We start from the raw sequence: 24,279 nt of genomic DNA, 5'->3' as shown, positions 1-24,279 counted from the left end.
AAGGACTGAGGTTGCATTATGTCGCTTGATCAAGCGGAAATGACTGTTAAGCAAGACCTGGAGTGTGCTTTCGCCGCACTGGACATGCAGCGTGACGACTTTCTCGAGCTGGCGCGTGGCATCAGACAGAAAGTTGCAGAAGAGGCTGTTGAGCCTACCGAGTTGGAAGCCCATCTAGGCTGACCCTCCACTCAAAAACATAATTCCCCTCCTCGCTGCGGCTGTCCTGACCAGCCGCACGCTATCTCTGCCAGTTAAAGCTTTTTGCTATATCCATAGTGCGGGAAGCTATTTTATTAGCGCACTTGTGTAATCTTATAGTTCTGCATCCTTACACTATGGAATAAGAACATGAGAATCGCTCTGCGTCGTTATTTCACCTTTGCAAGCCTGGCTCTGGCACTGGGCGCATCTGTTACCGTTACAGCCCATGGCGAAGATCTACTTCAACAGGTCAAGCAGCGCGGTACTCTCGTGATAGGGCTCGAAGGGACTTACCCTCCTTTTAGTTATCAGGATGAGAATGGCAAACTCACCGGCTTTGAGGTTGAATTTGCTCAGGCCTTGGCCAAGGAGCTGGACGTACAGCCCAAAGTTCAGCCCGGTAAATGGGACGGCTTATTGGCTGCACTGGATTCCAAGCGTCTGGATGTGGTGATCAATCAGGTGACCATTAGCGAAGAACGCAAAAAGAAATACGACTTCTCTACGCCTTATACCATCTCTGGTATCCAGGCGATGACTCGCAAAAACGAGCAGGACACCATCAAGAAGCCTGAAGACCTGGCCAACAAAAAAGTGGGTGTAGGCCTTGGTACCAATTATGAACAGTGGCTCAAGGAAAACGTACCGCAAGCTGATGTACGCACCTACGAAGATGATCCCACTAAATTTCAGGACCTGCGTGTAGGCCGACTCGATGCCGTGTTGGTAGACCGGCTGGCAGCGTTTGAAATGGCTGCCAAAACAGGTAATCAGTTTGTACCTGCAGGCGAGCCGTTCAACCGCCAGGAGTCTGGTGTAGCGGAGCGCAAGGGAAACCCTAAATTTCATGCCGCCATCGACCAAGCCATTGCCAGGATGAAGGCCAACGGTACTCTGGCCAAGCTCTCCCAGAAGTGGTTCAAGGCTGACGTGACTCAATGAGTGACTCCAGCCTTCAATTAATTCTGGACTCGCTTCCGTTTCTGCTCAAAGGCGCCGGCTGGACTGTTCTCCTCAGTCTAGGCGGCATGTTCTTTGGTTTAGCGCTGGGATTCTTTCTGGCGCTGATGCGCCTGAGCCGGCTTATGGTGTTACGTGGGGTTGCCCGAGTCTATGTGTCGTTCTTTCGGGGGACGCCACTACTTGTGCAACTGTTCATGATCTATTACGGCCTGCCTGAGCTGGGTATTCAGCTTGATCCGTTGCCTGCCGCACTGGTGGGTTTTTCGCTAAACATGGCAGCCTATATTTGCGAGATCCTGCGCGCAGCCATTGCCTCCATTGATCGAGGACAATGGGAAGCCGCGGCCAGTATCGGCATGACACGAGCGCAAACACTGCGCAGAACCATTCTGCCGCAAGCGGCACGCACAGCACTCCCCCCACTAGGAAACAGCTTTATCTCCCTCGTAAAAGACACCTCGCTTGCCGCTACCATTCAAGTCCCCGAGATGTTTCGCCAAGCCCAGCTTATTACCGCGCGTACGTTCGAAATCTTTAGCATGTACCTGACGGCAGCAGTGATCTACTGGATACTGGCCAGTGCCTTGGCCGCCTTGCAAAACACGTTGGAAAATCGAGTGAATCGGCATGATCAGGAGCGTTAAGTCATGATTGAGGTACGTAACCTGACCAAGTGGTTCAACGGCCAGCCGGTACTCAAGAACATAGCCCTGGATGTCTCCGCTGGCGAAGTCATTGCCATCATCGGACCCAGTGGATCAGGCAAAACTACCCTGCTTCGCTGCTTGAATCTTCTGGAAACACCAGATCGGGGGCATATCCGTATTGCGGACATCACGATAGATGCTGGACGCTCTATGGGTTCGCAGCAAAACCAGATTCGCGCACTTCGGCAACGTGCAGGCTTCGTTTTCCAGAATTTCAACCTGTTTCCCCACCGCACTGCCTTGGAAAACGTTATCGAGGGGCCGGTAGTCGTCAAAGGGGAAGCCAGGGAGTCTGCTGAAACCAGAGGCCGGGCACTACTAGCAAAAGTGGGACTGGCGGGTAAAGAAGATGCCTATCCCAGGCGGCTGTCCGGTGGGCAACAGCAACGCGTTGCTATTGCCCGCGCCTTGGCGATGCAACCTGACGTTATTCTCTTCGATGAGCCTACATCAGCTCTTGACCCTGAACTGGTGGGCGAAGTGTTGACGGTGATTCGTGACTTGGCCAACGAACAACGGACCATGATCATTGTTACTCATGAGATGAGCTTTGCGCGTGATGTTGCACATCGTGTGTTATTTATCGACCAAGGTGTGATCGTTGAACAGGGAGAAGCCAAGGCGCTGTTTGCCAACCCGAAAGAAGAGCGGACGCAGCGGTTTTTGAGCAAGTTCAGAAATGATGAAGCCTAAGCCTTAAATCAAGTTCTTCTAGACACTTCTCATAACGTCTGTCTGTGAAGAAGAAGTGCTTATGAAAGTGCGAATGCTAGGGCCCTAGGTAGATTTGTTATAAAGCTCCCAATGCTGTCATCAGGCTATTCCGGCTGGTTGCCGGAATAGCCTGTCCACCGTCCGGCGACATGGGCTGCCTATGCTCTGCTAGAGCGCTTTAATGCATTGATTATGAGCTAGCTCTAGAATTCTTCCCTCTGCTCAATGACAGAGAATGATAAACATCTACATCACCAAACAGTCGCTTTCTGTCTAATCTGCATGCATGATTTGCGGCCTTTTCAGTCGGCCGGGTTCGTTCGCTATGAATTTACGCTTTTGCCTGATTGCCATGACGGCCCTGGCAGTCATTGGCGATAACATGCTGATCCCTTTTTATCCGCAGTATTTTGCCAGCCGCTTTGAAGATCCCCGACCCGAGCAGGTTGGCGCTTACCTGGCAGCGATCTGCGTCATCGTCATGTTTGCCTTTCCGCTGTGGGCCAGGTTGGCCAAACAGGTGCACCCTATACGGATTCTGATCTGGACACAGCTGGCTGCAGGATTGCTCAGTGTGTGGTGCTATGCGATCGATTCCCTTCCGCTGTTCTGGGTCGTCTCGCTGTGCATGGTGGTATTCAAGGGCAGTTACTTGTTGATGTACCCCTATGTGATGAGTCTGGAAGCCAAGGAAAGCCATACCAGAACCATCGGTACACTCTCTGTCGTAGTGCATTTCGGAGCGATCTTCGGTGCGGCGGTAGGCGGTCTTGTGCTTCAAGCCCTGGAAATGGGCGAAGTGTTTCTGCTCATGGCGATGGGTGACTTCATCCAGATGGCAATCTGCATGCGCCTGATGAGGAATAACCCTCCAGCCTCTGGAGAAATCGCCGTTACCGAGGAAGTCGGAGCGGCGGAACCTCATTCGGCCAAACCAGGTAGCCATCTGATTATTTACAAGCTCTGCTTAATCATGTTGCTGTTCTATTTCAGCGCCTACGTCATCCGGCCTTTCTTCTCGGTGTATTGGCAGCATGTCTCAGCACTGGAAAACGAGCTCATTACTGGGTTCGTCTATTCGCTACCAGGCGCTGTGGCATTAGTGGCGCTCTGGTGGAGCAAGCGGGCCAGCCAGCAAGGCCATGCCTGGGAAGGTATTCTGTCTGCGATGCTGCTGGGTGTTTGTGGCATTTTCATTCAGGGGTTCGAGAATGAGCTTGCTATTTTGACGGGCCGCTTGCTGTTCGGGTGGGCGCTGTACCAGGTCACAGTACGCCTGGATGCACTGATGTTCGAGATGAGCAAGCCTGAGGCCTATGCGGTGGACTTCAGCAAGGTCAACTTTTTCCAGAGTTTGGGCGTTATGTGCTCTTCCTATGGCGCCGGTCTTCTGGTTAGCCATTTCACGCTATCTACACCGTTCTGGGTAGGCGCGGCCGGCTTGTTACTAACCGCGATTCTCTTCCCGCTGTTAGTGAAAGCGCCCAGCAAGGTAGCAACAGCCAAGGTGTAATCCCTCAGGGTGACAGCTAGCCACTGTCGCCCTTTTCTCCTTATCCCGCTCGTCGCTCTCTAGCTAAATGTTACATACGTATTGTTAATGATAATTTGATGCATTTGTATTTAAGTGTTTAAATCCGCTTTATCTGAGCATGTCCTCTCAAACGACCTAACCAGACGTTAACGAGGACATCCAACCTTGTTCTGGGTCCGACGTATGACGATTCAGGTAAAGACCGATCTTACTCGACTGCTGGATCTTTCCGCCCTGTCCTATCTGGGACTCAAAGGAAACATAGGCCCTGCAGGCCCGAATGACCTCGCCTGCGGTACTGCCGAAAATCAGGTACGCATAGCAGCGCTCTATGATCACTGGCAGCAAGCTCATCCTGAGGCGGGTCCGCATTACTGGTCGGCCCGCTGTTGGACGCTCATGGTTTGGCAGCCGATCTACTTGACCATTCTGGGTGTTCACCTGGGCCGTTGTGTCCCCTCTTTAGATAAATTTGCCCAACGCGTTAACCAAGGGTTCGTTGCAGGGTTTCACTTGCACGATCATTGTCCTTACATTGCCGACCAAGACACACTGATTCGTATCGCCGCCGAGCAATTGCATGGGCTTTGTGAGCGACAGCTAGAGGAAGCAGGCACGGTCTTCAAACTTAACCCGAAGATGGCGCGCCGTCTGGCGGCCGACTGCGTGCTGGCAGCCCTGCTTTATGTCCAGAATAATCAGCGTGAGAGGCTGTGTAATGCACGCATGCGGACCTTGGAACATGTCTGGTTGGAGGCGCTAGGCCTTAAAGACAACAGCGAGCTGATCTGCATCCAGCTTGATGATGGGCAAGAGCGCCTGGCCCTTGGACGCAAGGTCTGCTGCCAACATTTCCGTCGTACCGATGGTGAGTTATGCAGCACCTGCCCCAAGCTCAAGCAGGAAGAGCGAATCGCTCGTTTACGACAGGAGTTAAGCCTTGAAGCTGCAACTCATTGATATCCGTGTGAACCGCGGCGGACGGCTCATTTTGAGCCTGGATCAGCTGCAGCTTGCCGGCAATCAACTGACAGTCATTCTTGGGCATAATGGTTCTGGCAAATCGACACTGATGAACCTGCTAGCCCGGCAAACCCTGCCAGACAGTGGAAAAATCGAATTGGAGGGCCAGCCCATTGCGCGGTTAAGCCAACGGGAATTTGCACGCCAGATCGCCTTTCTGCCCCAGCGGCTACCGGAAGTAGCCGGGCTTACGGTTAGTGAACTAGTGCGCCTAGGCCGGTTTCCCTGGCGCGGTCTGCTAGGTCGATGGCAGCGTGAAGATCAGACCATCATCGAGCGGGCCATGCAGCAAACGGATGTAGCGCATTATGCCGATCACCTAACAGATACCTTGTCTGGCGGTGAGCGGCAACGCGCCTGGATTGCAATGCTGCTGGCCCAGGAGTCCCCACTCATCCTGCTGGATGAACCAACGTCGGCCCTGGACCTCTCCCATCAATATGAGCTGATGGGGCTTTTGCATGAGCTGAACCAGAAAACCGGTCGGGGAATTATCGTCATCCTTCACGACATCAACCTGGCCACACGCTATGCCGACCGCATCCTTGCACTCAAGCAGGGTCGGTTGTTTTTTGACGGAACACCCCAGGCGCTCCTTTCAAGCCACCTACTCTCCGAGCTGTACGAAATCGATATTCAACTCATCGAGCAACCTACAGCACAGCGCAAGATTGCGGTCGTCGCCTAAGCATGCAAGTCACTCACACCGAGGCGGGTAGTCCGTCCAGACCCCTATCCTCCATAACGCCTGGCCTGTTGCGGTATCCACTTACGCTGCTGGCGTTGCTATTGATCCTGCTAGCGCATCTGCAGATCGGCTCTTCACTCTCCCTAAATCAGCAGTGGCTGGCGCTGTTCGACTTTTCCAGCCAGGATTTCACGGTACTACAGTTTCGTGACTCGGCCTTGCCGCGTGTTGTGATGGGCCTTCTGGTCGGGGCTGCCTTGGGGCTATCCGGCAGTCTCCTCCAACAATTGACGCAGAATCGCCTGGTTTCCCCCATGACAATCGGCTCGGCCTCAGGGGCTTGGCTAGGGTTGGTTTGTGCCACGCTCATAGCACCGACCCTGGCCGCCGAACATGGAGAGTGGCCCGCGCTACTCGGTGCAATGGCCGCCGTAGGTATTGTGCTGTTAATTGCAGGCCGAGCCGGTATTGCCGGGCTCCCTATCGTCCTGGCCGGAATGGCCATGAACTTGTTGTTGGGCGCGGTAGCTTCCGGCCTTGTATTATTGAATGATCAGTACGCCCGCAACCTTTTCCTTTGGGGAGCTGGGGACCTTGCCCAAATGGACTGGCACTGGGTGGTCTGGCTGTTGCCCAAGTTGGCAGTTGGTCTGCTTATCCTCGCGTTTGCCCAACGCCCGCTAACGTTGTTGCGCCTTGGTAGCGAAGGCGCGCAAGCACGAGGCATGAGTTTGTGGCCGGTTATGCTGGTACTGTTTCTTGCCTCCCTCTGGCTGACTTCCGTTTCCATTACAGCCGTTGGCTTGATCGGATTCATCGGGCTGTTAACCCCTAACCTTGCGCGATTGTTTGGTGCTCGTACTGCATTCGATGAATTGCTTTACAGCACAATACTAGGCGCCGTTCTGCTGCTGACAACTGATGCACTTGCAGTGCTCGCCAGCCAATGGACGATAAACCTAATTCCTAGCGGAGCAGCAGCTGCGCTGATTGGTGCCCCGGCACTTCTATGGCTCTCGCGCCGTAAGATGTCGGCTGAAGACCAACGCGGATTGAGCCTTCCAGGCAATATCGAAAGAACAATCACCCCCTTAGGCTGGGTACTCATTCTGAGCGCTACCTTGGCGATTGCCTTGCTGACGCTGTGCTTAGCTCGAAGCGCCCATGGCTGGCAGCTAAACTGGCCCTCTCCCCTTGTTTGGTCGTTACGCTGGCCACGGACGTTGACAGCTGCCTCAGCCGGTTTCGGGTTAGCCATTGCGGGGGTCATTCTTCAGCGTCTTTTACGTAACCCGCTAGCAAGCCCCGATATCCTTGGCCTGTCGGCAGGGGCTACCCTGGCCTTGTTAATGAGTGCATTTGTCACGGGTGGGACCATTCAAACGGCAGGCGGCCCGCTTGCAGCGTTTGCCGGCAGTATGCTGGTTCTAGGGGTGCTGCTGCTGTTTGGTCGAAGACATCAATATGCCCCCGGGATGTTGGCTCTGGTAGGGATATCGCTCATGGCATTACTGGATGCCATCCTTCAATTTGCTCTAGCCAAGGGGACGGCAGACTCCTTTGCCATTATGGGATGGCTAGCCGGCTCAACCTACCGCGTTTCAGCCAACCAGGCGGTGGGGTTGTGGATGGGCGTGGTGATTATTGGGGGCATTAGCCTGTTGTTTCACCGAGGCCTTTCGCTGATTTCCATCAGCGATGGTGTAGCTTTGGGTCGTGGCCTGAACCTGACGCGGATACGTATCATATTGCTGGTTCTGGTCTCACTAATGTGTGCACTTGTCACCAGCGTTATGGGGCCGGTGGCCTTTTTGGGTCTGCTCGCGCCTCATATTGCTGCGATCCTGGGCGCAAAAAAGGTGCTTCCGCAACTGTTATTAGCGGCCACACTTGGCAGCGTTCTGATGCTTATCGCAGACTGGGTTGGTCGTGTGATGATCTACCCGCTTCAGATGCCGGTAGGCATTGTGGCCTCTGTACTATGCGGTGTTTATTTCATCATTTTGTTGGCCAAGCAGCGATGTGCCTAAGACACTTCACGCACCGCCTGAACGGCGCTCTTTCTCACTGTTTCGTAACAGTATTAATGCTGCTTGGCAGCACACTAGCCTATTCCGCAGAAACACCGCAGCGTGTAGTGGCACTGACATGGGAAGCTGCCGAGCATCTGGTTGAAATGGGCATTACGCCACTGGCCGTAGCGGATGCCGATGACTATAAGGTCTGGGTCGTGCGTCCTGCCTTGCCAGAGGCGGTACTCAATGCCGGTAGCCGCGTCGAGCCTAATCTTGAGCTTCTGGCAGAACTCAAGCCGGATCTGATCATTTCTAGCCCCGCCCTCGATGATCTGCGTGACAAGCTTGAGCGAATCGCACCTGTAGAATCATTCGACAGCTATCGTCAGGATCACAACAATTACGAAACGGCGCGGCAGAACTATCTAAAGTTGGCCAGACAATTCAATCATCTTGACCAAGCGCAACAGCGACTGGCTGAAATGGACACCCATATCGCTGGGTTACGGCAGCAAGTGATTGATCACTTTCATGGGAGGCTACCGGAGGTCACGATTATTCGCTTCTCTACGCCTGCAGTAGCCTATGTATATGGGGACAACTCCATGCCTCAATATGCCATGGACCTGCTGCACCTCAAGCCAGCTTATCCCCTGCCCGCCACCGCCTGGGGCATTACACAAAAGCCAATCAGTGAGCTAGGAAGGATCCATGAAGGGGTCGTTCTGCATATCGAGCCTTTCTCCCAGAAAGATAAACTCTTTCCCACTCGCTTATGGCAAGCCATGCCATTCGTACAAAACCACCGTTTCGCTACGGTCCGCTCTACCTGGACCTATGGTGGTGTTTTTTCGGTGGAATATCTGGCTGAGTCGCTTGTAGACGCCCTCTTGAGCTTACAGCCTGAGTAACGAGCCTTCTGCCCTTAAGCTCGCTCTAAGCTTATAGCTAGAAAGTATTTATAACTCTTTTTAAATTACTTTAACGTCTATTTACCGGATCACCGGACCTGCACTGACTTTTCATCTGTCGGTCCGGCTCCGCTGTGGATCTGGCCGGCATTGCTCATTGCGAGGCCGTATGCTCAAGCCAGATACTCTTCTTGATAACGATCAGGATGTAGCTCCACCGGTCTACCCTGCCCGTATTCTCACTACCGACGCCGAAGCCATTGCTGCTGCTCATGAGCTAGCCCGTTTCGCTGCGCAAGAAGCATCGCTGCGTGACCAGGAGCGCAAACTTCCCTGGGCCGAAATCGAGCGTTTTACTACCAGCGGTCTGGGTAGCGTATTCGTTCCCAGAGCCTTTGGGGGCCCTCAGGTTTCCTTTGTGACGATCGCTGAAATCTTCAAGATCATTGCCAAGGCTGATCCAGCACTGGCTCAAATTCCCCAGAATCATTTCAGCATTCTCAATGTCATCCGAAGCGTAGCGTCTGCCGAGCAACAGCAGCGCCTATTTGAAAGCGTATTGGCTGGCTGGAGAATAGGCAATGCAGGCCCCGAGCGTGGCAGCAAACATACATTGGACCTGAAAGCGCGCCTGACACCCGAAGGTGATCACTTCCGCTTGAACGGCGAAAAATTTTATTCGACAGGTGCCCTGTTTGCTCATTGGGTAACCGTCAAGGCATTGGATGAAACCGGACGACAAGTCATGGCGTTTGTTCGGCGCGGAACACCGGGGCTTCGAATCATTGATGACTGGTCCGGCTTTGGACAGCGCACCACAGCAAGCGGAACAGTCATTCTCAATAATGTACGTCTCTCCGCCGAAGACATTATTCCGAGCGGATTGCTAAGCACTAAGCCTTCCTTGCAAGGTGCGTATGCGCAGTTGATCCATGCAGCCATCGATGCAGGCATAGCCCTGTCTGCTCTGGCTGATCTGAAGTGCTTTGTTGTTGGTAAAACCAGGCCTTGGCCTGAGGCTGGTATTACTGAGGCACGAAATGAGCCTTATCTGATTGCAGATGTCGGACGGCTGGAAGTTGAACTGCATGCAGCTGAAGCGCTACTACGAAAGGCAGCCGAGGTGCTTGATTCTTTCAAAGACAAGCCGATTGATGAATTGCAGGCTGCTCAAGCCTCGATTGCAGTAGCCCAAGCCAAGGTACTGACCTCTGAGATTGCGCTAGCCGCAAGTGAAAAACTCTTCGAGCTGGCTGGTAGCCGAGCCACGCTGGCCGAGTTCAACCTTGACCGACATTGGCGTAATGCTCGAACGCACACCCTTCATGACCCCGTGCGCTGGAAGGTACATGCCATTGGCAACTATCACCTGAACGGTATTTCCCCTGCCCGCCACGCCTGGATTTGAGTCATGAATGCACCTGTGCTGCACGGTATTGCCGACCGGATCGAAAGTGATGAACAGGCATTGAGAGTTGCTACCGAGCTGGCCGCCCTTTTCAAGCAAGACGCCGCTCAGCGGGATCAACATCGGACGCTGCCGTGGAGTGAATTGGACCAGTTCTCCCAGTCCGGGCTCTGGGCCATTACAGTGCCCAAAGCGCTGGGAGGTGCTGAGGTCTCCAGCGTAACGCTTGCTAAGGTCATCGCTATTATTGCGGCGGCGGATGGCTCCCTGGGCCAGATACCGCAAAATCACTACTACGCCTTGGAAGTGCTACGCGTAAATGGCAATGCTGAACAGCAGCGCAAGCTGTATACCGAGGTGCTGACGGGTGCCCGCTACGGCAATGCACTGGCCGAGATTGGCACCAGGACGGTACTGGACCGCACTACCCGGCTTACATCTGACGGGGCCAGTTTCAAGGTCAACGGGCGCAAGTTCTATGCAACCGGTGCACTGTATGCTCAGCGCATCCCCACCTCGGTTGTGGATGACGAAGGCAAGCAGCGGCTGGCCTTTATTCCGCGTACCCGTGAGGGCGTAACCGTCATTGATGACTGGTCTGGCTTTGGGCAGCGGACCACGGGCAGCGGCTCGGTCGTGCTAGATAATGTCGCGGTAACGGCTGATGAGGTCGTACCCTTTCAGACAGCATTCGAGCGCCCTACTACGGTAGGCCCTTTTGCCCAGCTGTTACACGCAGCGATCGATACAGGCATTGCGCGAGGTGCTTATGAGCATGCCCTTCTTTTTGTCCGTGAACAGGCACGTCCCTGGCCCGACTCTGGTGTTGAACATGCCTACGAAGACCCCCTGACGATCAGTGACATAGGCCGGCTGGCCATACGTGTCGCCGCCGCGGAAGCCCTGCTTGAACGGGCTGGAGGGGCACTCGACAAGGCGCAGCAAGATCCGACCGCAGACGCCGTAGCTGCCGCCTCCATTGCGATCGCTGAGGCGCGTGCGTTGAGTACAGAGGCCTCTCTACTGGCTGGTAATAAACTCATTGAATTGGGTGGTGCCAGGGCCAGTCTGGCAGGGCATGGGCTTGATCGTTACTGGCGTAACGCACGTGTACATACCCTGCATGACCCCGTGCGCTGGAAATACCACGCCATTGGCGACTACTACCTGAACGATACCCTGCCGCCCCGACGCAGCTACCTCTGAGGTTGTCATGGCAAAGAAACAGATTCGGCTAAACGCCTTCAACATGAATTGTGTCGGGCACATCAACCATGGGCTCTGGACGCATCCACGGGATACGTCCACCCAATACAAGACGCTGAGCTATTGGACTGAGCTGGCTAAGCTGCTGGAGCGCGGTCTATTCGACGGTTTATTCCTCGCTGACATCGTAGGGGTCTACGACGTGTACGGTGGCGGCATAGAACTCACGGCAAGGGAGTCCATCCAGCTTCCGGTTAACGACCCTCTCCTTCTTGTCTCTGCCATGGCATCCCATACCACGCACCTTGGGTTTGGTGTGACTGCAAATCTCACCTATGAACATCCCTACCTGCTGGCTCGACGGTTTTCAACACTGGATCACCTGACGGGCGGCCGCATCGGCTGGAACATTGTGACGGGCTATCTGGACAGCGCAGCCAGGGCGATGGGGCTTACCGCTCAGCATGAGCACGATCGTCGCTACGATCAGGCTGATGAATATCTAAGCGTGCTTTACCAGCTGTGGGAGGGCAGCTGGGAAGATGATGCTGTCATCGCTGACCGCCTGGGCCGTGTCTACGCACGACCGGATAAGGTGCACAAGGTTAGGCACCACGGAGCGTTCTACGACGTTGAAGGTTATCACCTGAGCGAACCCTCCTCACAGCGCACACCGCTGCTTTACCAGGCAGGTTCTTCCGAACGCGGCGTTAATTTCGCCGGGCAACATGCGGAATGCGTTTTCATTGGCGGGCAGGATATTCAGGCGGTCCGGCATCAGGTTGACCGAACACGTGCCAGCGCAGTAGCCGCCGGGCGTACGCCGGACGCTATCAAAGTCTTTATGGGGTTGAGCGTGATTGTTGCGCCGACTGAAGCTGAGGCCCGGGAAAAGCATGCGGACTATCTACGTTACGCCAATCCAGAAGCAGGCCTTGCTCATTTTTCCAGTTCGACGGGTATCGATTTCGCAGGCTATGGGCTTGATGAGCCTATCCGTTATCAAAAGACCAATGCCATCGAGTCGGTCGTCAAGGCGTTTACCGGCAAGGACAGTGGTTGGACCAAGCGCAGGCTTCTTGAGCAGCACGCTCTGGGTAGCCGATACCCACTCATTGTTGGCTCGCCCAGTCAGGTGGCGGACGCCTTGGAACAATGGGTCGACGAAACCGGGCTGGATGGATTCAACCTGACACGCATCGTCACACCGGAAAGCTATACGGACTTTATCGACCTGGTAATTCCAGAGCTGCAAACACGGGGTCGCTACAAGACAGCCTACGAGCCAGGCACCCTGCGTGAAAAACTGTTCGCCCAAGGCGCTCGATTACCACCGGATCATGCCGGTACACATTGGCGAAACCTGACACATCAGGCCAGCCAGACACCCAGACAAACTGCCATCTGATCTCAACGACCACTGGAACGCTTCCAGCCTCGCCTCCCATGACCTTGAACAGGATGACCGATATGCTGCACCGATTGAACCCAGGCCGTGGCTGGATAAAGACCTTTGCCCTTACAGCACTGCTGAGTGCTGCAGGCATGACTCACGCGGCCGATCCAAACGAGCCATTGAAGCTCGGCACGACAGCAGCCTTTGCACCTCCACTGGAAGCGGCTGTGGCTGAAGCGGAAAAGCAGGGACTGAAAGTGGAGCTGGTCGAGTTTACCGACTGGATTGCCCCCAATGTCAGCTTGGCTAACGGGGACATTGACGTGAACTACTTCCAGCACATTCCGTTTCTGGAAAATGCCCGAAAGGAAGGCGGTTACAACCTGATCCCCTATGCTCCCGGTATCATCAACAACGTAGGTTTGTACTCAAAACAGTATAAGCGCGTCGAAGGGTTGCCAGACGGCGCCCGCGTGGCAATCGCCAATGACCCCGTCAACGGAGGACGTGGCTTACAGCTGCTGGAAAAAGCCGGCCTGATCACCTTAAAGCCCGGTGTGGGCTACATGGCGACTCAAGCCGATATCCTGACCAATCCCAAGCATGTACAGATCATTGAGCTGGAAGCCGTTCAACTGGTACGCGCCTATGATGACGTGGATCTGGTGCAGGGCTATCCGGCCTATATCCGTCTGGCCAATACCTTCGATCCCTATTCGGCTCTGCTTTTTGACGGACTTGATCATCCTGAATACGTCATTCAATTCGTCATCCGGCCTGACCGGCAGAACGACGAACGTCTACGCAAGTTCGTCGATATCTACCAGCACTCTCCGGCCGTGCGTGCAGCCCTGGACAAGGCACATGGAACCCTTTACCAGACTGGCTGGAGGAGCTGATTCATGACGGGATCAATTACATCTATTCGTCAGGCTCGAAACACTCATGAAGCAGAGGGAGACCAATCATCTCATGCACTGCCCTACGCCCTTGCTGCTACCACACTGGAACACGCCGAAACGCATATTCGCTTTCAGGACATTGGTAAAACATATAGCGGTGAGCAAGGACCAGTACGTGCGCTGCACGGCATAGATCTGGTTGTTCGCAAGGGTGAAATATTCGGCATTATCGGGCGCAGTGGTGCAGGTAAGTCCTCCCTGTTACGGACAATCAACCGACTCGAGCAACCAAGCGAAGGACAGGTTCTGATAGACGGCGAGGATATTGGTCGCTACGGCACAAGCGAGCTGGTTGCCTTACGCCGACGTATCGGCATGATCTTTCAGCACTTCAATCTGCTTTCTGCCAAAACCGTACGGCAAAATGTGGAATTGCCTCTTAAAGTCGCTGGCGTACCGCGGCAGGAGCGGCAGCAGAAAGTCGCCTCACTCCTCAAGCTGGTAGGTCTGGAAAACAAGCATGATGCCTATCCTGCACAGCTGTCTGGTGGTCAGAAGCAACGCGTCGGTATTGCTCGGGCGCTTGTCCATGATCCCGACATCCTGTTATGCGACGAAGCGACTTCAGCGCTGGACCCTGAAACGACACAGGCCATTCTGGCGCTGCTGCGTGATATTAATCGATCGCTGGGACTGACCATTGTATTGATCACCCATGAAATGGAGGTGATTCGCGAAATCTGCGATCGTGTCGTCGTGCTTGAGTGTGGTGCAATAGTCGAACAAGGCCCCGTATGGAGAGTCTTTGGTGATCCCCACCATGACGTGACCCGCACCCTGCTCTCTCCGCTGCAGCAAACGCTATCAGATGATCTTAAAGCGCACCTGCTAACACAACCGCTACGCCAGAACGATGCCCTCCTGCTTGAACTGCGCCTAAACGGCACTAATAGCCGTGAGCCTGACCTGGGATTACTCTTCAGCGCGCTGGGTGGACAGCTCACGCTTGTTAAATCAGCCATCCAACGACTTCAAGGGCGCACTGTAGGCCATCTGCTGGTCTCGATCAGGCACTCTCCCCATGCACAGGAGGAGCTGATCAAACGAGCTCGACGTATTTTCGACGATGTGGAGGTATTGGGTTATGTCGCTGCTGATTGATCGCCTGTGGCAAGGACTACTGGATACCCTGCTGATGGTGGGCGTCTCTTCACTAATCGCACTGATTGCCGGTATTCCGTTGGCCGTGTTTCTGGTTACCAGTGGTAAAGGCGGAATGTTCGAGGCTGTTCGTTTGAACAGGCTGATTGGAAGTATCGTCAACCTCTTCCGCTCTATTCCCTTTCTTATTCTAATGGTCGCGCTAATCCCTTTTACCCGTTTGATTGTAGGAACAACTTATGGCGTCTGGGCAGCTGTCGTGCCATTGGCTATTGCAGCCACGCCCTTCTTTGCCCGGATCGCAGAAGTCAGTCTGCGTGAAGTAGACCAAGGGCTGATCGAAGCAGCCCAGGCTATGGGATGCCGCCGCCGACATATCGTCTGGCATGTGCTACTACCAGAAGCGCTGCCAGGGATTATCAGTGGATTTACCATTACCCTTGTCACGATGATTAACTCTTCCGCCATGGCTGGTGCCATTGGCGCTGGTGGCCTGGGCGACCTTGCTTATCGCTATGGTTATCAGCGATTCGATTTTATGGTGATGTTAATTGTTATTATAGGGCTGGTATTATTAGTAACGCTTATCCAGCTTGGAGGGGATAAATTAGCGAAAGCGATGAATCATCGAACATAGGTAAATAAAAAAGGCCAGCCGGGTATCGGCTGGCCTTTCTAAAATATTCAGTGCTTAGAACAATTCGATTTTTAATCCTTCGGACTGCACCTCGTGGCCCCGTCCCATTTCCTCAAGGTGTCCCTTGTGCTGGGAATGCGTGACGTAGCTGTTGAGATGTTTTTGCATCCGCGCATCTAGATCGGGTAGCTCGCCCGGCTGACAGCTCTCTGGGGATGCGAGTCCTGCTCCGTATACCTCCATGACCTCGCTCAAGGTATCGAGCATGTAACCACTCTGCTCCAGGCGCTGACGCAGCGGATCCTGGAATTGCAGGCAGGACAGCACACCTTGCAGGTCATTGTTTACATCGGCGCTCAAGCCACGCACACCACTTACGACCGTTGTCATGCACTCTGCTGCTTCCTGCAGATATCCCACCATTGAGCGCAGTTCATTACCTACATGTTCTAGTCCACTCTTGGTCAGGAAGTCTTCCTGGCGGTTTTGAGCTGCCGTCGACTCCTCTTCAAAGCGCGAAGCCAAATTCTGGATAGTTGAAGAAATTGAATTAGCAGCTTCTGCCGTACGGGCTGAAAGATTACGGACTTCACTGGCTACCACGGCGAACCCACGACCAGAGTCCCCTGCCCGTGCAGCCTCAATCGCGGCGTTAAGCGCCAGCAAGTTGGTTTGCTTGGCAATATCGCTGATGAGAGCAATCAATGGCCCTGTTGCGTTGACCTCCTCATACAGACGACGCATGCGCTCGATATCACCGCTCAGGCTTTCCTTGCGCTCCTTTTCAAACGCGGACAATGTGGCCAACGTTTGTTCATTACGACGCTGATGTTCGTCCGCCTCGCGAGACAGCTCCTTGGCGCTGCCACATCCATCGTTTACCGTCTCGGATAATTTCTGCCCGGTAACGTGAATATTGTTCAACCGCTCAATGGCACTTAGAACATTGCGCTCAGTCTCGTCACTGACTTCTTGCAGGTTACGCTGCACAATACGGCTAAGCCTGGGTACTGCATTGGCCGTAGCGACCACCTTACCAAAGAGTGCGGCATGTGCACTCTCCTCCTCTGGCCGCTCAGAGGCGTGAACGCCCGCCGCAGACAACCGCCACGCCACCAGTAACAATGGAATGGAAAAAAATAGGGCAATTGCCATACAGGCAAGTGTCGACTGCTGTGCGAGCCAAGCCGACCAGACCGGCGAGCTGAGGCCCAGTGCTACGATGGCCAGCAACAATCCGGCTTTAAGATAGGCTTGGTTATTCATGTCGATTCCTCAAGCGCCTGGCAGCACTTGCTTGATGACCTTGAGCAAGTCGGCAGCTCCGACCGGCTTGACCAGCCAACCGGTAGCGCCATTTTTTTTGGCCTCGTCACGCTTGCTTTGCTGGCTCTCTGTAGTCAGCGCCAGAATGGGAACAAACCGCATGCCTGGCAAAGCGCGTGCCTTACCAATAAGCTCAAGGCCGCCCATGTTGGGCATGTTGATATCGGTGATGATCAGATCCGGCTTGTAACCGCCCTGCAGTTTGCCCATTGCCTGCACACCATCATTGGCCGCCTCGACTTTGAAGCCAGACATTTCCAGGCTGCTGCGCAGACTCATCAACATGGTCGCGGAGTCGTCGACGATCATGATGTTCTTGCTCATTTCATTCTCTCCTAAGCATTAAACGCGGCTTCGAGCCACAGCTTTATATCGGTATTTTTCGGCCAAACTGAAACGCTTGGTTTCAGTGCCATAAGCACTTGCAGATTAGCGGTATGCAGATGTTCCAGGTCGCCCAGATTCACCTTGCCAGAGGGGTTTTTCACCAGCCACTCAAGCAGGGTCTCAGCCTCTTCTACCGTGACCTGATCAGCCAAGACGGCTACGCTTTTCTTGAAGGTAATGCTCATTCGAACAGCTCCGTAGGATTGAGAATCATCAGGATGGAGCCGTCCCCCATCACCGCTGTGCCGGAGTAACCAGACAACTCACCCAGGATGCCCACCATAGGCTTTAGGATGATGTCGATTGAGCCGTGGAAATCATCAATAATCAGCCCGACCAACTCGCCTCGGCTACGCAAAACCATCAGGGCGTACTCTTCGTCCTCGTTGAGCACTTGCTCTTCAGACACGGCCAGCATCTGGTTCAGGCTCTTGAGCGGAATCGTACGACCGCGCAGTTGCGCGGTGGGCTGATGCTTGATGGTATGGATTGAATCCTTGGGCAGGCGCACGGTTTCCATGACCTGATCCATCGGAATACCAAAGCGTTGACCGCCGGATTCAATCACCATGACCTGAGTGACAGCCATGCTCAGCGGCAGTGTCAGGCTAAGCTGCGTACCTTTGCCTATCTGGCTGGTCAGCCGCAGCTGGCCACCTACCTTCTCGATACCTGAGCGCACTACATCCATGCCGACTCCGCGACCGGACAGGTCAGAGATCTGTTCGGCGGTAGAAAAGCCCGGCAGGAACACCAGATTAACTAGCTCCTGATCACTCATTGCGTCCAGAGCGGCCTGCTCAACCAGCCCTTTACTAGCTACTTTGGCTTTGATCTTTTGGGGGTCAATACCTCGACCGTCATCCTCGATCACGATCACAACGTGATCTGCATTCTGATTAGCGCGAATACGCAGTGTGCCGGTTTCCGACTTTCCTGCATTGACGCGCTCTTCCGGCAGCTCTAACCCATGGTCCATGGAATTACGCACGATATGCACGAGCGGGTCGGCCAAGGCCTCGATCATGGACTTATCCGCTTCGGTATCTTCACCCTCAAGGATCAGGTTGACCTTCTTACCCAGCTTACGTGCGATATCACGTACCAGCCGTGGAAAGCGCTGTAGCACGAAGGAAACAGGCATCATGCGCACTTGCATGATGGCGTCCTGCAAATCTTCAGCGATGCGATTGACTACGGCATATTGCGCTTTGATCTCCCGTGCCAACTCGCGTTGACCGTATTGATCTTCGGCGCGCTCGGCAAGGTATGGCAGACCATTCTTGGCTACTACAATCTCACCGATAAGATTCATCAGGCGATCGATCTTTTCCTGCTCGATCTTTAATACCTTGGGCGTTACATGACTGCCCGCCTCTTCCTGGCGGCGACTGGCGGACGACTCTATAGGCGCACGCGTGGTTTCTAGAGACACTGCAGATGCAAGAGCGTCAGAATCAAGCTGAGCTGTAGACTTTACATTCACTGCCTCACCGTGCTGGTTACCCTCTTTGGTCACCTCCAGTGCCTGATCAGCGCCAGCCTGCCAGTGCGTTTGGAACCAGGCTATGATCGGTGCAGCACTGTTCTGCCGATCAGCCTCAGCCACACTGTGCTCAAGTGCTTCGTGCAGAACTGGATAAGCTGACAAAACATTTTTCAGCGTACGTACAATGGCTGCCTGTTGACCGCTACGCCAGGACTGAGCCAAACAGGCCGCCAAGGCAAGCTGTTGAGTGCTCACTATGTCACGTACCAGAGGGTCAACCGCTTCGCTGCCTTGAATTATGCTCTGCCGGTTATCTTCGTCTGGGGCAGGTACTAAAAGCACCGCTGAAGTAACCGCCTCCCAGCTCACCTGATCACTGACGTAACGGAAGTGCTCGGCCAGATCTTCTTCCTGAATCGCAAGCAGAAACTCGATACGCATATTGCACTGATAGGCATCCAGCTCAGATACCGGTGCCCAGGACTCTACCGGGCTTACACGTCGCCATAAGATATCCGGCAGCTGACGAACCAGATGCAACGGATCAGTGCCCTGGAAAAAACAGTCTGAAGCTGGGCGATACTCCACACGGTAAAGGCGTTGCCCTTCCTCCAGGCTGTCAGCTACTTGCTGACGGACTTCATCGCTCAGCTCAGTGAACCAGGCAGGGGCAGCAACTTCCTCAGTGTTGGTCTCAAGCGCAGGCTCGATAGCAGCAACCGCGTTATTCTTGACCAGCCACGCGCGCAGTCCATCCACCAGATCACGAGGCGGGACCCGGAAACCGTCGCCGGGCTGTTCGCTCTGCTCGATTTCGTCCAGAAATTCGCTGACGTAATCCGCAGTACTCAGCAGCTGGTCAGCCAATTGTTGGTTGAAATCCAGCTCGCCATTACGTACCGCATCCATGACATCTTCAGCAGCATGTAGCACGCTGGTCAACGCAGGAAAATCAAACAGACCAGAGTTACCTTTAAGCGTATGCACCAGACGAAACAGCTCACCCAAGGGAGCGGTATTGCCGGGCTCGCGTTCCATGGTCAATAAGGTACTGCCAATGGACTCCAGGGCTTCGCGGCTTTCCTGAATAAACTGTTGCAGCAATGCGTTCACTGGGCACCTTCTCCGGTCAGAACATTCACCAGCCTCAGCAACGCTTCCGGCTTAATCGGTTTAGTTAAGTAATAATTAGCACCAGATTCCCAAGCCTGCTGACGATCATGATCACCCGACTCGGTTGTAATCATTACAGCAGGGGCCTGCTCAATCGGTCGGGAGCGCAATTCACGCAAGAAGCTAAAGCCATCCTGCATAGGCATGTTCACGTCTACCAGATAGAGGTCGTAAGGCGTCTCAAGGCTCTTCTCCAGCGCCTCGATGCCATTAACAGCTTCATCGACGTAATAACCGGCTTTCTCCAGTACCTGCCGGTTGAACAGCCGTACGGTGGCCGCGTCATCGACGATTAAAATACGTTTCATCGGGCCTCCAACGGCTTCTGGTAAACAATGGCTTCAGGGAACTTGCGCACCTGGAACAGCGATGAGATCCGGCTCATGGACTCTGAATGTCCCAGGCAGATCATCCCGCCTGGGTTCAACGCATCAAAAAAGGTGTCGGCCGCCTGGCGACGGGATAAATCATCGAAGTAAATCAGCAGATTGCGGCAGAAAATAATGTCAAAGCCCTTGTAGGCTTTTACATCACTCGCGTTCATCAGGTTTACCCGGCTGAATTCAACACTCTGACGAATATCGTCGATCAGCTGGTAATCTCCGGTTTTCTGACGGTTGAAATATTTCTCCAGCAGCTTGGCTGGCAGGTTATGCACCGAGCGTGGGCTATACAAACCCCGTCTGGCCCGCTCAAGAATATTGGTATCAATATCTGAGGCAATCAGCTCCACGTCCCACTCATAAATACCTTTCCAATACTCAAGCAGGTACAGGGCGATAGAGTAAGGCTCCTCTCCCGAAGACGATGGCATCGACCAGATACGAATCGGGCTGGAGTCGCGCTTGCGTCGGGTTACCTCATCAAGCATGTCCGTGACGAGACACTTGAGCTGATATTCTTCCCGAAAGAAGTAGGTCTCGTTGACGGTCATGGCGTTGACCAGGGATTGCAGCTCATCGCCTGAGGTCTGAAAGCGCAGGCTCACGAAGTAATTACGGAAGCTACCCGCGTCCGTAGCCTCGATGCGCTCGATCAGGCGCTTGTCCACGAAATAGCGCTTCGAGTCATCAAAGTGGATACCGGTTTTGCGGTAGAAGAATTCGCGAAATTTCACGAAGTCGTCCTTGGTAATCGCGGGTGTCTGGCTCACAGAGTGGATTCTCCACGCAGGCGCTGGATAGCCAGCTCGACGGCGAAGCGCAGATAGTCCTCATCCGGAAAACGCTCAAGACAAAGCTCAAGCGCTGGCACGGCACGCTCACTGCCAATCTCACACAACAAGTCCACCGCACAGGCACAGACGTTCAAGTGCTGATCGTGCTCAAGCAGATCGATCAGCCACAGTTCCACCTCTGGATGCTTGAGGGACTCCAGGATACCGATAGCCAGAATGCGGACGTCAGCGTCATAGTCCTGCAAAGCATTCTGGATTAGATCCGGATACTGAATGCCCGCAGTTTTCAGAGCTTCGATAGCATCGTTGCGCAACGCGGCATCTTCGCTACGCAGGCAGTCGATCAGCGCCGTTACAGCAGTGACATCTGCAATAGCCGTCAGACTGGTAATGATGGCCTCACGTACAGAGGGCTCGGACTCTTCCTCAAGATGGTTGGCCAAGTCACTACTGGACTGTGGGTATGATGCCAGGGCGCGAGCGGCCAGACGGCGTGCCGCCGCATCAGGGCTGTCGAGCGTATCAAGCAGTTGCTCGAACCCGCTTGGCTGGTTATCAACGGCCTGGTCGGCCGGTGTACTACGAACGAGTGGCATAGCGGGATACTCGAGAAGACTTGGTAGGGCTGCTGCCCCAGCGAATGAGGGTGGCAGCCATTTCAGTACAGGCCATGACCTCCATGGCACCGCCGCGGCGAATCAGCTCTGCGGGCATGCCGAACACCACAGATGACGCCTCAGATTCAGCCAGCGTGCGACCACCGCGGCGCTTGAGTTCGGTCATTTCATCAGCACCGTCGTAGCCCATGCCTGTCAGCATCACACCAATCAATTGGGTTGGCTGGAAATGCTGCATGGCGGTCTCTACCATCAGGCTGACGGAGGGATGCCAGAGGTACTTATTGCTTTCCGGCTTGGGTAACGCATAGGGCCGATTTGCACGACGGCTGATACACACATCGCTTGCCCCCATTCCGATATAAACCGTACCTGGTTCTAGCGGCATAGGTTTACTGACCTCTACCACCGTAAGCGCACAGACGTTATTCATGCGCTCGGCAAACGCCCGGGTAAAGTTGGCCGGCATGTGCTGCGACACAACGATGGGCCATGGGTAGCTGGCTGGAAGCTTTGGCAGAATCTCTTCCAGCGTACGCGGACCGCCCGTGGATGAACCAATCAGCACCAGACCTTCGCCCATGTCCGCTGCCATCTCTACGGCTTTTTCCACCGGCTTACGCTCAGCTCGCGAATGGGTCGGTGCCGCGGAAGTGTTACGCGACCTCCCCACCTTCTTGAGTTGCGCACCGGCGGCTGCCCGTACCTTGGCAACCAGGCTGTCACGGACCTGATCAATGTTCAGGGAAATCGTACCGCCCGGCTTGGGGAAGAAGTCCACCGCACCCAATGCCAGCGCCTCAAGTGAGGCGATAGCACCCTGCTCGGTCAGTGATGAAAACATCACGACCGAACGGGGTTGCTCTGCCATCAGCATGGACAAGGCGGTCAACCCGTCCATTTCCGGCATGTTGATATCCAGGGTGATGACGTCCGGATCGAACTGACGAGACAGCTTGATTGCTTCGAGGCCATTGCGGGCCATTTCGATGTCGAAGTCACCTTCGGCCTCAAATACCTTTTGCAGATGGCGACGCATCAGTGCGGAGTCATCAACGATCAGTAAACGAATCATGACGGCAGCACCCTATCCTTACGCGACGCTCGACAGGGCGCTGAGCTCCTGCTCACCCAGAAGCTGACTCGGCTCGACGAGCTGGATCATGCGCTTCTGCTTAGGCAGGTTTGCCACACGGCCGAACAGGCGCTGCTGCTCGCTCGACAACGCCGGTGCCGGCTCGATCAGCGTACGGGAGATCTTTAGTACCTCGGCCACTGAATCCACAATAAAGCCCGTACGCAGATCATTGATGACAAACACCATGATGCGCTGACGGTCATTGTTCTCAATGCCAGGCAAGCCAAAGCGGCGGCGCTGGTCAATTACCGGCAATACGACACCACGCAGGTTCATTACACCTTCTACAAAGGGAGGCGCCTTGGGTACATGCGTCATGTTTTCCGGAACGCGAACAATTTCCTGAACACTGTCGATGGGCACGCCGAACTCTTCGTTACCCAGTCGGAACACCACCAGTTGTTCTTCATCGTCGTTATCGATTTGATCGAGCAACTCTTCGTCCACGCTCGGCTCCTTATCGTGTGTATTCAAGACATTCTGTACCGACTGGTGCTGGAACAAGCGCTCGGCAGACACCACGGAAACCAGGCGCTTACCGTTTTGCAGGCGGCACAGTCCTGTCAGCTCCGCCATGTTCTGGTCGCGCGCCAGCATGGGTGGCATGGGCTCAACCTGACTGGCGGGCACACGCAATACTTCGTTGACGCTATCAAGGATGATGCCAACCGAAACACCGGACAGACTTACCACCAGAATGCGGCTGCGCTCATCGGTTGCCTGGCTGGGCAGATGAAACATCTCGCGTAGCGACACCAAGGGAAGCAGACGCTGGCGCAGCGTCATCACACCACGCACATGGGAAGCCGTCTTGGGTACGGAGACAATGTGCTCCGGAACCTGAACGATTTCCTGCACGTCTTCGATGGCGATTCCATATTCCTGGCTGTCCACGGTAAAGCTGACCAATTGCAGCTCATCACTGCTTTCGTCATCCTCTTCTTCCTCGGGCAGGACAGACATACTGCTAGCCATAACGGTACGCTGGAGCAGGCTATTCTCACTAAAGCTGTCGCGGATCAGAGACTGGAAGTCCAGGATCATCACCAGCTCATGCCCGCCCACCCGCTTGAGCAGCCCCTTTAGAAGACGGGTATTGATCGTAGACTGGACATTGCTGACCGGCTCGATCTGATCCTCTTCTACCATGATGACGCTGGCAACACGGTCAACCACGAAACCCAGCGGTTGGCCCAGGTTGAGCACGACGGCACGCGTCGAGTCATCCGCATCACGGGTTTCCATGTTGAACAAGGTACGCAGGCAAATAATCGGCAGTACGTTACCGCGCAGGTTAGCCAGACCATTCAAGGCAGGTGGCGTCAGCGGTACGCGGATTACCTCCGGTACACGGATGATTTCCTGCACAGGCAACATCTCGACGGCGAACACCTCCTTACCCACGGTGAACGTCACGAACTGATGCCCCTGGGCAAGCTCCTCGTCATCTCCCCCACCCCGTACGGCGAGGGTTTCACTTGCAGTTGTTTGAGTCATCACGAT

24 protein-coding genes are annotated in these 24,279 nt (G+C 54.5%); 15 read left to right on the top strand and 9 right to left on the bottom strand.

Annotated elements, in window-relative coordinates; translation table 11 throughout:
* Positions 1 to 18 precede the first annotated feature (18 nt).
* From IEX86_RS04585 to IEX86_RS04515, 15 genes are all read left to right on the top strand, one after another.
* Positions 19 to 183 carry a hypothetical protein gene (locus IEX86_RS04585; protein ID WP_188864930.1) on the top strand — a complete coding sequence of 55 codons (165 nt, stop codon included), beginning with the start codon at positions 19 to 21 and terminating at the stop codon, positions 181 to 183.
* A gap of 168 nt (positions 184 to 351) precedes the next feature.
* Positions 352 to 1,146 carry a cystine ABC transporter substrate-binding protein gene (gene tcyJ / locus IEX86_RS04580; protein ID WP_188864928.1) on the top strand — a complete coding sequence of 265 codons (795 nt, stop codon included), beginning with the start codon at positions 352 to 354 and terminating at the stop codon, positions 1,144 to 1,146.
* Positions 1,143 to 1,811, top strand: a complete 669-nt coding sequence (tcyL, locus tag IEX86_RS04575; RefSeq protein ID WP_188864926.1) for a cystine ABC transporter permease — start codon at positions 1,143 to 1,145, stop codon at positions 1,809 to 1,811. Before tcyJ ends, tcyL begins: the two co-directional genes overlap by 4 nt.
* A gap of 3 nt (positions 1,812 to 1,814) precedes the next feature.
* Entirely contained in the window at positions 1,815 to 2,567 is a 753-nt protein-coding gene (tcyN, locus tag IEX86_RS04570) for an L-cystine ABC transporter ATP-binding protein TcyN (protein ID WP_188864924.1), read from the top strand.
* A gap of 346 nt (positions 2,568 to 2,913) precedes the next feature.
* Positions 2,914 to 4,101, top strand: coding sequence for an MFS transporter (locus tag IEX86_RS04565; RefSeq protein WP_188864922.1), 1,188 nt, complete (start codon positions 2,914 to 2,916; stop codon positions 4,099 to 4,101).
* Between the two features lie 204 nt (positions 4,102 to 4,305).
* The gene (locus tag IEX86_RS04560; RefSeq protein ID WP_188864921.1) at positions 4,306 to 5,082 is read left to right on the top strand and encodes a siderophore ferric iron reductase; all 777 of its coding nucleotides are present in this window, start codon (positions 4,306 to 4,308) and stop codon (positions 5,080 to 5,082) included.
* Positions 5,063 to 5,833 (top strand): ABC transporter ATP-binding protein, encoded by a 771-nt coding sequence (locus IEX86_RS04555; RefSeq protein WP_229685251.1) that lies wholly within the window; start codon positions 5,063 to 5,065, stop codon positions 5,831 to 5,833. The genes IEX86_RS04560 and IEX86_RS04555 overlap by 20 nt, the downstream gene beginning before the upstream one ends.
* A 2-nt stretch (positions 5,834 to 5,835) precedes the next feature.
* Positions 5,836 to 7,863 carry a Fe(3+)-hydroxamate ABC transporter permease FhuB gene (fhuB, locus tag IEX86_RS04550; protein ID WP_188864918.1) on the top strand — a complete coding sequence of 676 codons (2,028 nt, stop codon included), beginning with the start codon at positions 5,836 to 5,838 and terminating at the stop codon, positions 7,861 to 7,863.
* A gap of 56 nt (positions 7,864 to 7,919) precedes the next feature.
* Entirely contained in the window at positions 7,920 to 8,759 is an 840-nt protein-coding gene (locus IEX86_RS04545; protein WP_188864916.1) for an ABC transporter substrate-binding protein, read from the top strand.
* A 169-nt stretch (positions 8,760 to 8,928) separates the two neighbouring features.
* Positions 8,929 to 10,167: an SfnB family sulfur acquisition oxidoreductase gene (locus IEX86_RS04540; protein ID WP_188864914.1), complete on the top strand. Its 1,239-nt coding sequence runs from the start codon at positions 8,929 to 8,931 to the stop codon at positions 10,165 to 10,167.
* Positions 10,168 to 10,170: 3 nt separating this feature from the next.
* Positions 10,171 to 11,373 carry an SfnB family sulfur acquisition oxidoreductase gene (locus tag IEX86_RS04535; RefSeq protein ID WP_188864912.1) on the top strand — a complete coding sequence of 401 codons (1,203 nt, stop codon included), beginning with the start codon at positions 10,171 to 10,173 and terminating at the stop codon, positions 11,371 to 11,373.
* Positions 11,374 to 11,380: 7 nt separating this feature from the next.
* Positions 11,381 to 12,781, top strand: a complete 1,401-nt coding sequence (locus IEX86_RS04530) for an LLM class flavin-dependent oxidoreductase (RefSeq protein WP_188864911.1) — start codon at positions 11,381 to 11,383, stop codon at positions 12,779 to 12,781.
* Between the two features lie 137 nt (positions 12,782 to 12,918).
* Positions 12,919 to 13,668, top strand: a complete 750-nt coding sequence (locus IEX86_RS04525) for a MetQ/NlpA family ABC transporter substrate-binding protein (RefSeq protein WP_373290401.1) — start codon at positions 12,919 to 12,921, stop codon at positions 13,666 to 13,668.
* A gap of 3 nt (positions 13,669 to 13,671) precedes the next feature.
* Complete coding sequence (locus IEX86_RS04520; protein ID WP_188864907.1) at positions 13,672 to 14,832, top strand: methionine ABC transporter ATP-binding protein; 1,161 nt, start codon at positions 13,672 to 13,674, stop codon at positions 14,830 to 14,832.
* On the top strand, positions 14,816 to 15,469 hold the full coding sequence (locus IEX86_RS04515; RefSeq protein WP_188864906.1) for a methionine ABC transporter permease: 654 nt from the start codon (positions 14,816 to 14,818) through the stop codon (positions 15,467 to 15,469). Before IEX86_RS04520 ends, IEX86_RS04515 begins: the two co-directional genes overlap by 17 nt.
* 54 nt (positions 15,470 to 15,523) lie before the next feature.
* Here IEX86_RS04515 and IEX86_RS04510 read toward each other — a convergent pair whose 3' ends face one another.
* From IEX86_RS04510 to IEX86_RS04470, 9 genes are all read right to left on the bottom strand, one after another.
* Positions 15,524 to 16,624 carry a methyl-accepting chemotaxis protein gene (locus tag IEX86_RS04510; RefSeq protein WP_373290400.1) on the bottom strand — a complete coding sequence of 367 codons (1,101 nt, stop codon included), beginning with the start codon at positions 16,622 to 16,624 and terminating at the stop codon, positions 15,524 to 15,526.
* A 120-nt stretch (positions 16,625 to 16,744) separates the two neighbouring features.
* Positions 16,745 to 17,119 carry a response regulator gene (locus IEX86_RS04505; RefSeq protein ID WP_188864902.1) on the bottom strand — a complete coding sequence of 125 codons (375 nt, stop codon included), beginning with the start codon at positions 17,117 to 17,119 and terminating at the stop codon, positions 16,745 to 16,747.
* 11 nt (positions 17,120 to 17,130) lie between these two features.
* Complete coding sequence (locus IEX86_RS04500) at positions 17,131 to 17,367, bottom strand: hypothetical protein (RefSeq protein WP_188864900.1); 237 nt, start codon at positions 17,365 to 17,367, stop codon at positions 17,131 to 17,133.
* Positions 17,364 to 19,784, bottom strand: a complete 2,421-nt coding sequence (locus tag IEX86_RS04495; protein WP_188864898.1) for a chemotaxis protein CheA — start codon at positions 19,782 to 19,784, stop codon at positions 17,364 to 17,366. Before IEX86_RS04495 ends, IEX86_RS04500 begins: the two co-directional genes overlap by 4 nt.
* Entirely contained in the window at positions 19,781 to 20,152 is a 372-nt protein-coding gene (locus IEX86_RS04490) for a response regulator (protein ID WP_188864896.1), read from the bottom strand. The genes IEX86_RS04495 and IEX86_RS04490 overlap by 4 nt, the downstream gene beginning before the upstream one ends.
* Positions 20,149 to 20,961 (bottom strand): CheR family methyltransferase, encoded by an 813-nt coding sequence (locus tag IEX86_RS04485; protein ID WP_229685250.1) that lies wholly within the window; start codon positions 20,959 to 20,961, stop codon positions 20,149 to 20,151. Before IEX86_RS04485 ends, IEX86_RS04490 begins: the two co-directional genes overlap by 4 nt.
* 32 nt (positions 20,962 to 20,993) lie before the next feature.
* Positions 20,994 to 21,617 (bottom strand): HEAT repeat domain-containing protein, encoded by a 624-nt coding sequence (locus IEX86_RS04480; protein ID WP_188864893.1) that lies wholly within the window; start codon positions 21,615 to 21,617, stop codon positions 20,994 to 20,996.
* Positions 21,601 to 22,713 (bottom strand): chemotaxis-specific protein-glutamate methyltransferase CheB, encoded by a 1,113-nt coding sequence (gene cheB / locus IEX86_RS04475; RefSeq protein ID WP_188864892.1) that lies wholly within the window; start codon positions 22,711 to 22,713, stop codon positions 21,601 to 21,603. Before cheB ends, IEX86_RS04480 begins: the two co-directional genes overlap by 17 nt.
* Before the next feature lie 18 nt (positions 22,714 to 22,731).
* Positions 22,732 to 24,273 carry a chemotaxis protein CheW gene (locus IEX86_RS04470; RefSeq protein WP_188864890.1) on the bottom strand — a complete coding sequence of 514 codons (1,542 nt, stop codon included), beginning with the start codon at positions 24,271 to 24,273 and terminating at the stop codon, positions 22,732 to 22,734.
* Positions 24,274 to 24,279: the final 6 nt, after the last annotated feature.

Source organism: Pseudomonas asuensis (genome assembly GCF_014646755.1).
GTDB lineage: Bacteria > Pseudomonadota > Gammaproteobacteria > Pseudomonadales > Pseudomonadaceae > Chryseomonas > Chryseomonas asuensis.
Note: the sequence above shows the minus strand (reverse complement) of the source record. Positions and strands in the feature narration are given on the sequence as shown.

Excerpts from the sequence above, each read along its gene's own strand:
- IEX86_RS04585 (WP_188864930.1), top strand. The coding sequence starts at position 19 with ATGTCGCTTGATCAAGCGGAAATGACTGTTAAGCAAGACCTGGAGTGT.
- tcyJ (WP_188864928.1), top strand. The coding sequence starts at position 352 with ATGAGAATCGCTCTGCGTCGTTATTTCACCTTTGCAAGCCTGGCTCTG.
- tcyL (WP_188864926.1), top strand. The coding sequence starts at position 1,143 with ATGAGTGACTCCAGCCTTCAATTAATTCTGGACTCGCTTCCGTTTCTG.
- tcyN (WP_188864924.1), top strand. The coding sequence starts at position 1,815 with ATGATTGAGGTACGTAACCTGACCAAGTGGTTCAACGGCCAGCCGGTA.
- IEX86_RS04565 (WP_188864922.1), top strand. The coding sequence starts at position 2,914 with ATGAATTTACGCTTTTGCCTGATTGCCATGACGGCCCTGGCAGTCATT.
- IEX86_RS04560 (WP_188864921.1), top strand. The coding sequence starts at position 4,306 with ATGACGATTCAGGTAAAGACCGATCTTACTCGACTGCTGGATCTTTCC.
- fhuB (WP_188864918.1), top strand. The coding sequence starts at position 5,836 with ATGCAAGTCACTCACACCGAGGCGGGTAGTCCGTCCAGACCCCTATCC.
- IEX86_RS04545 (WP_188864916.1), top strand. The coding sequence starts at position 7,920 with ATGCTGCTTGGCAGCACACTAGCCTATTCCGCAGAAACACCGCAGCGT.
- IEX86_RS04540 (WP_188864914.1), top strand. The coding sequence starts at position 8,929 with ATGCTCAAGCCAGATACTCTTCTTGATAACGATCAGGATGTAGCTCCA.
- IEX86_RS04535 (WP_188864912.1), top strand. The coding sequence starts at position 10,171 with ATGAATGCACCTGTGCTGCACGGTATTGCCGACCGGATCGAAAGTGAT.
- IEX86_RS04530 (WP_188864911.1), top strand. The coding sequence starts at position 11,381 with ATGGCAAAGAAACAGATTCGGCTAAACGCCTTCAACATGAATTGTGTC.
- IEX86_RS04525 (WP_373290401.1), top strand. The coding sequence starts at position 12,919 with ATGACTCACGCGGCCGATCCAAACGAGCCATTGAAGCTCGGCACGACA.
- IEX86_RS04520 (WP_188864907.1), top strand. The coding sequence starts at position 13,672 with ATGACGGGATCAATTACATCTATTCGTCAGGCTCGAAACACTCATGAA.
- IEX86_RS04515 (WP_188864906.1), top strand. The coding sequence starts at position 14,816 with ATGTCGCTGCTGATTGATCGCCTGTGGCAAGGACTACTGGATACCCTG.
- IEX86_RS04510 (WP_373290400.1), bottom strand. The coding sequence starts at position 16,624 with ATGGCAATTGCCCTATTTTTTTCCATTCCATTGTTACTGGTGGCGTGG.
- IEX86_RS04505 (WP_188864902.1), bottom strand. The coding sequence starts at position 17,119 with ATGAGCAAGAACATCATGATCGTCGACGACTCCGCGACCATGTTGATG.
- IEX86_RS04500 (WP_188864900.1), bottom strand. The coding sequence starts at position 17,367 with ATGAGCATTACCTTCAAGAAAAGCGTAGCCGTCTTGGCTGATCAGGTC.
- IEX86_RS04490 (WP_188864896.1), bottom strand. The coding sequence starts at position 20,152 with ATGAAACGTATTTTAATCGTCGATGACGCGGCCACCGTACGGCTGTTC.
- IEX86_RS04480 (WP_188864893.1), bottom strand. The coding sequence starts at position 21,617 with ATGCCACTCGTTCGTAGTACACCGGCCGACCAGGCCGTTGATAACCAG.
- cheB (WP_188864892.1), bottom strand. The coding sequence starts at position 22,713 with ATGATTCGTTTACTGATCGTTGATGACTCCGCACTGATGCGTCGCCAT.
- IEX86_RS04470 (WP_188864890.1), bottom strand. The coding sequence starts at position 24,273 with ATGACTCAAACAACTGCAAGTGAAACCCTCGCCGTACGGGGTGGGGGA.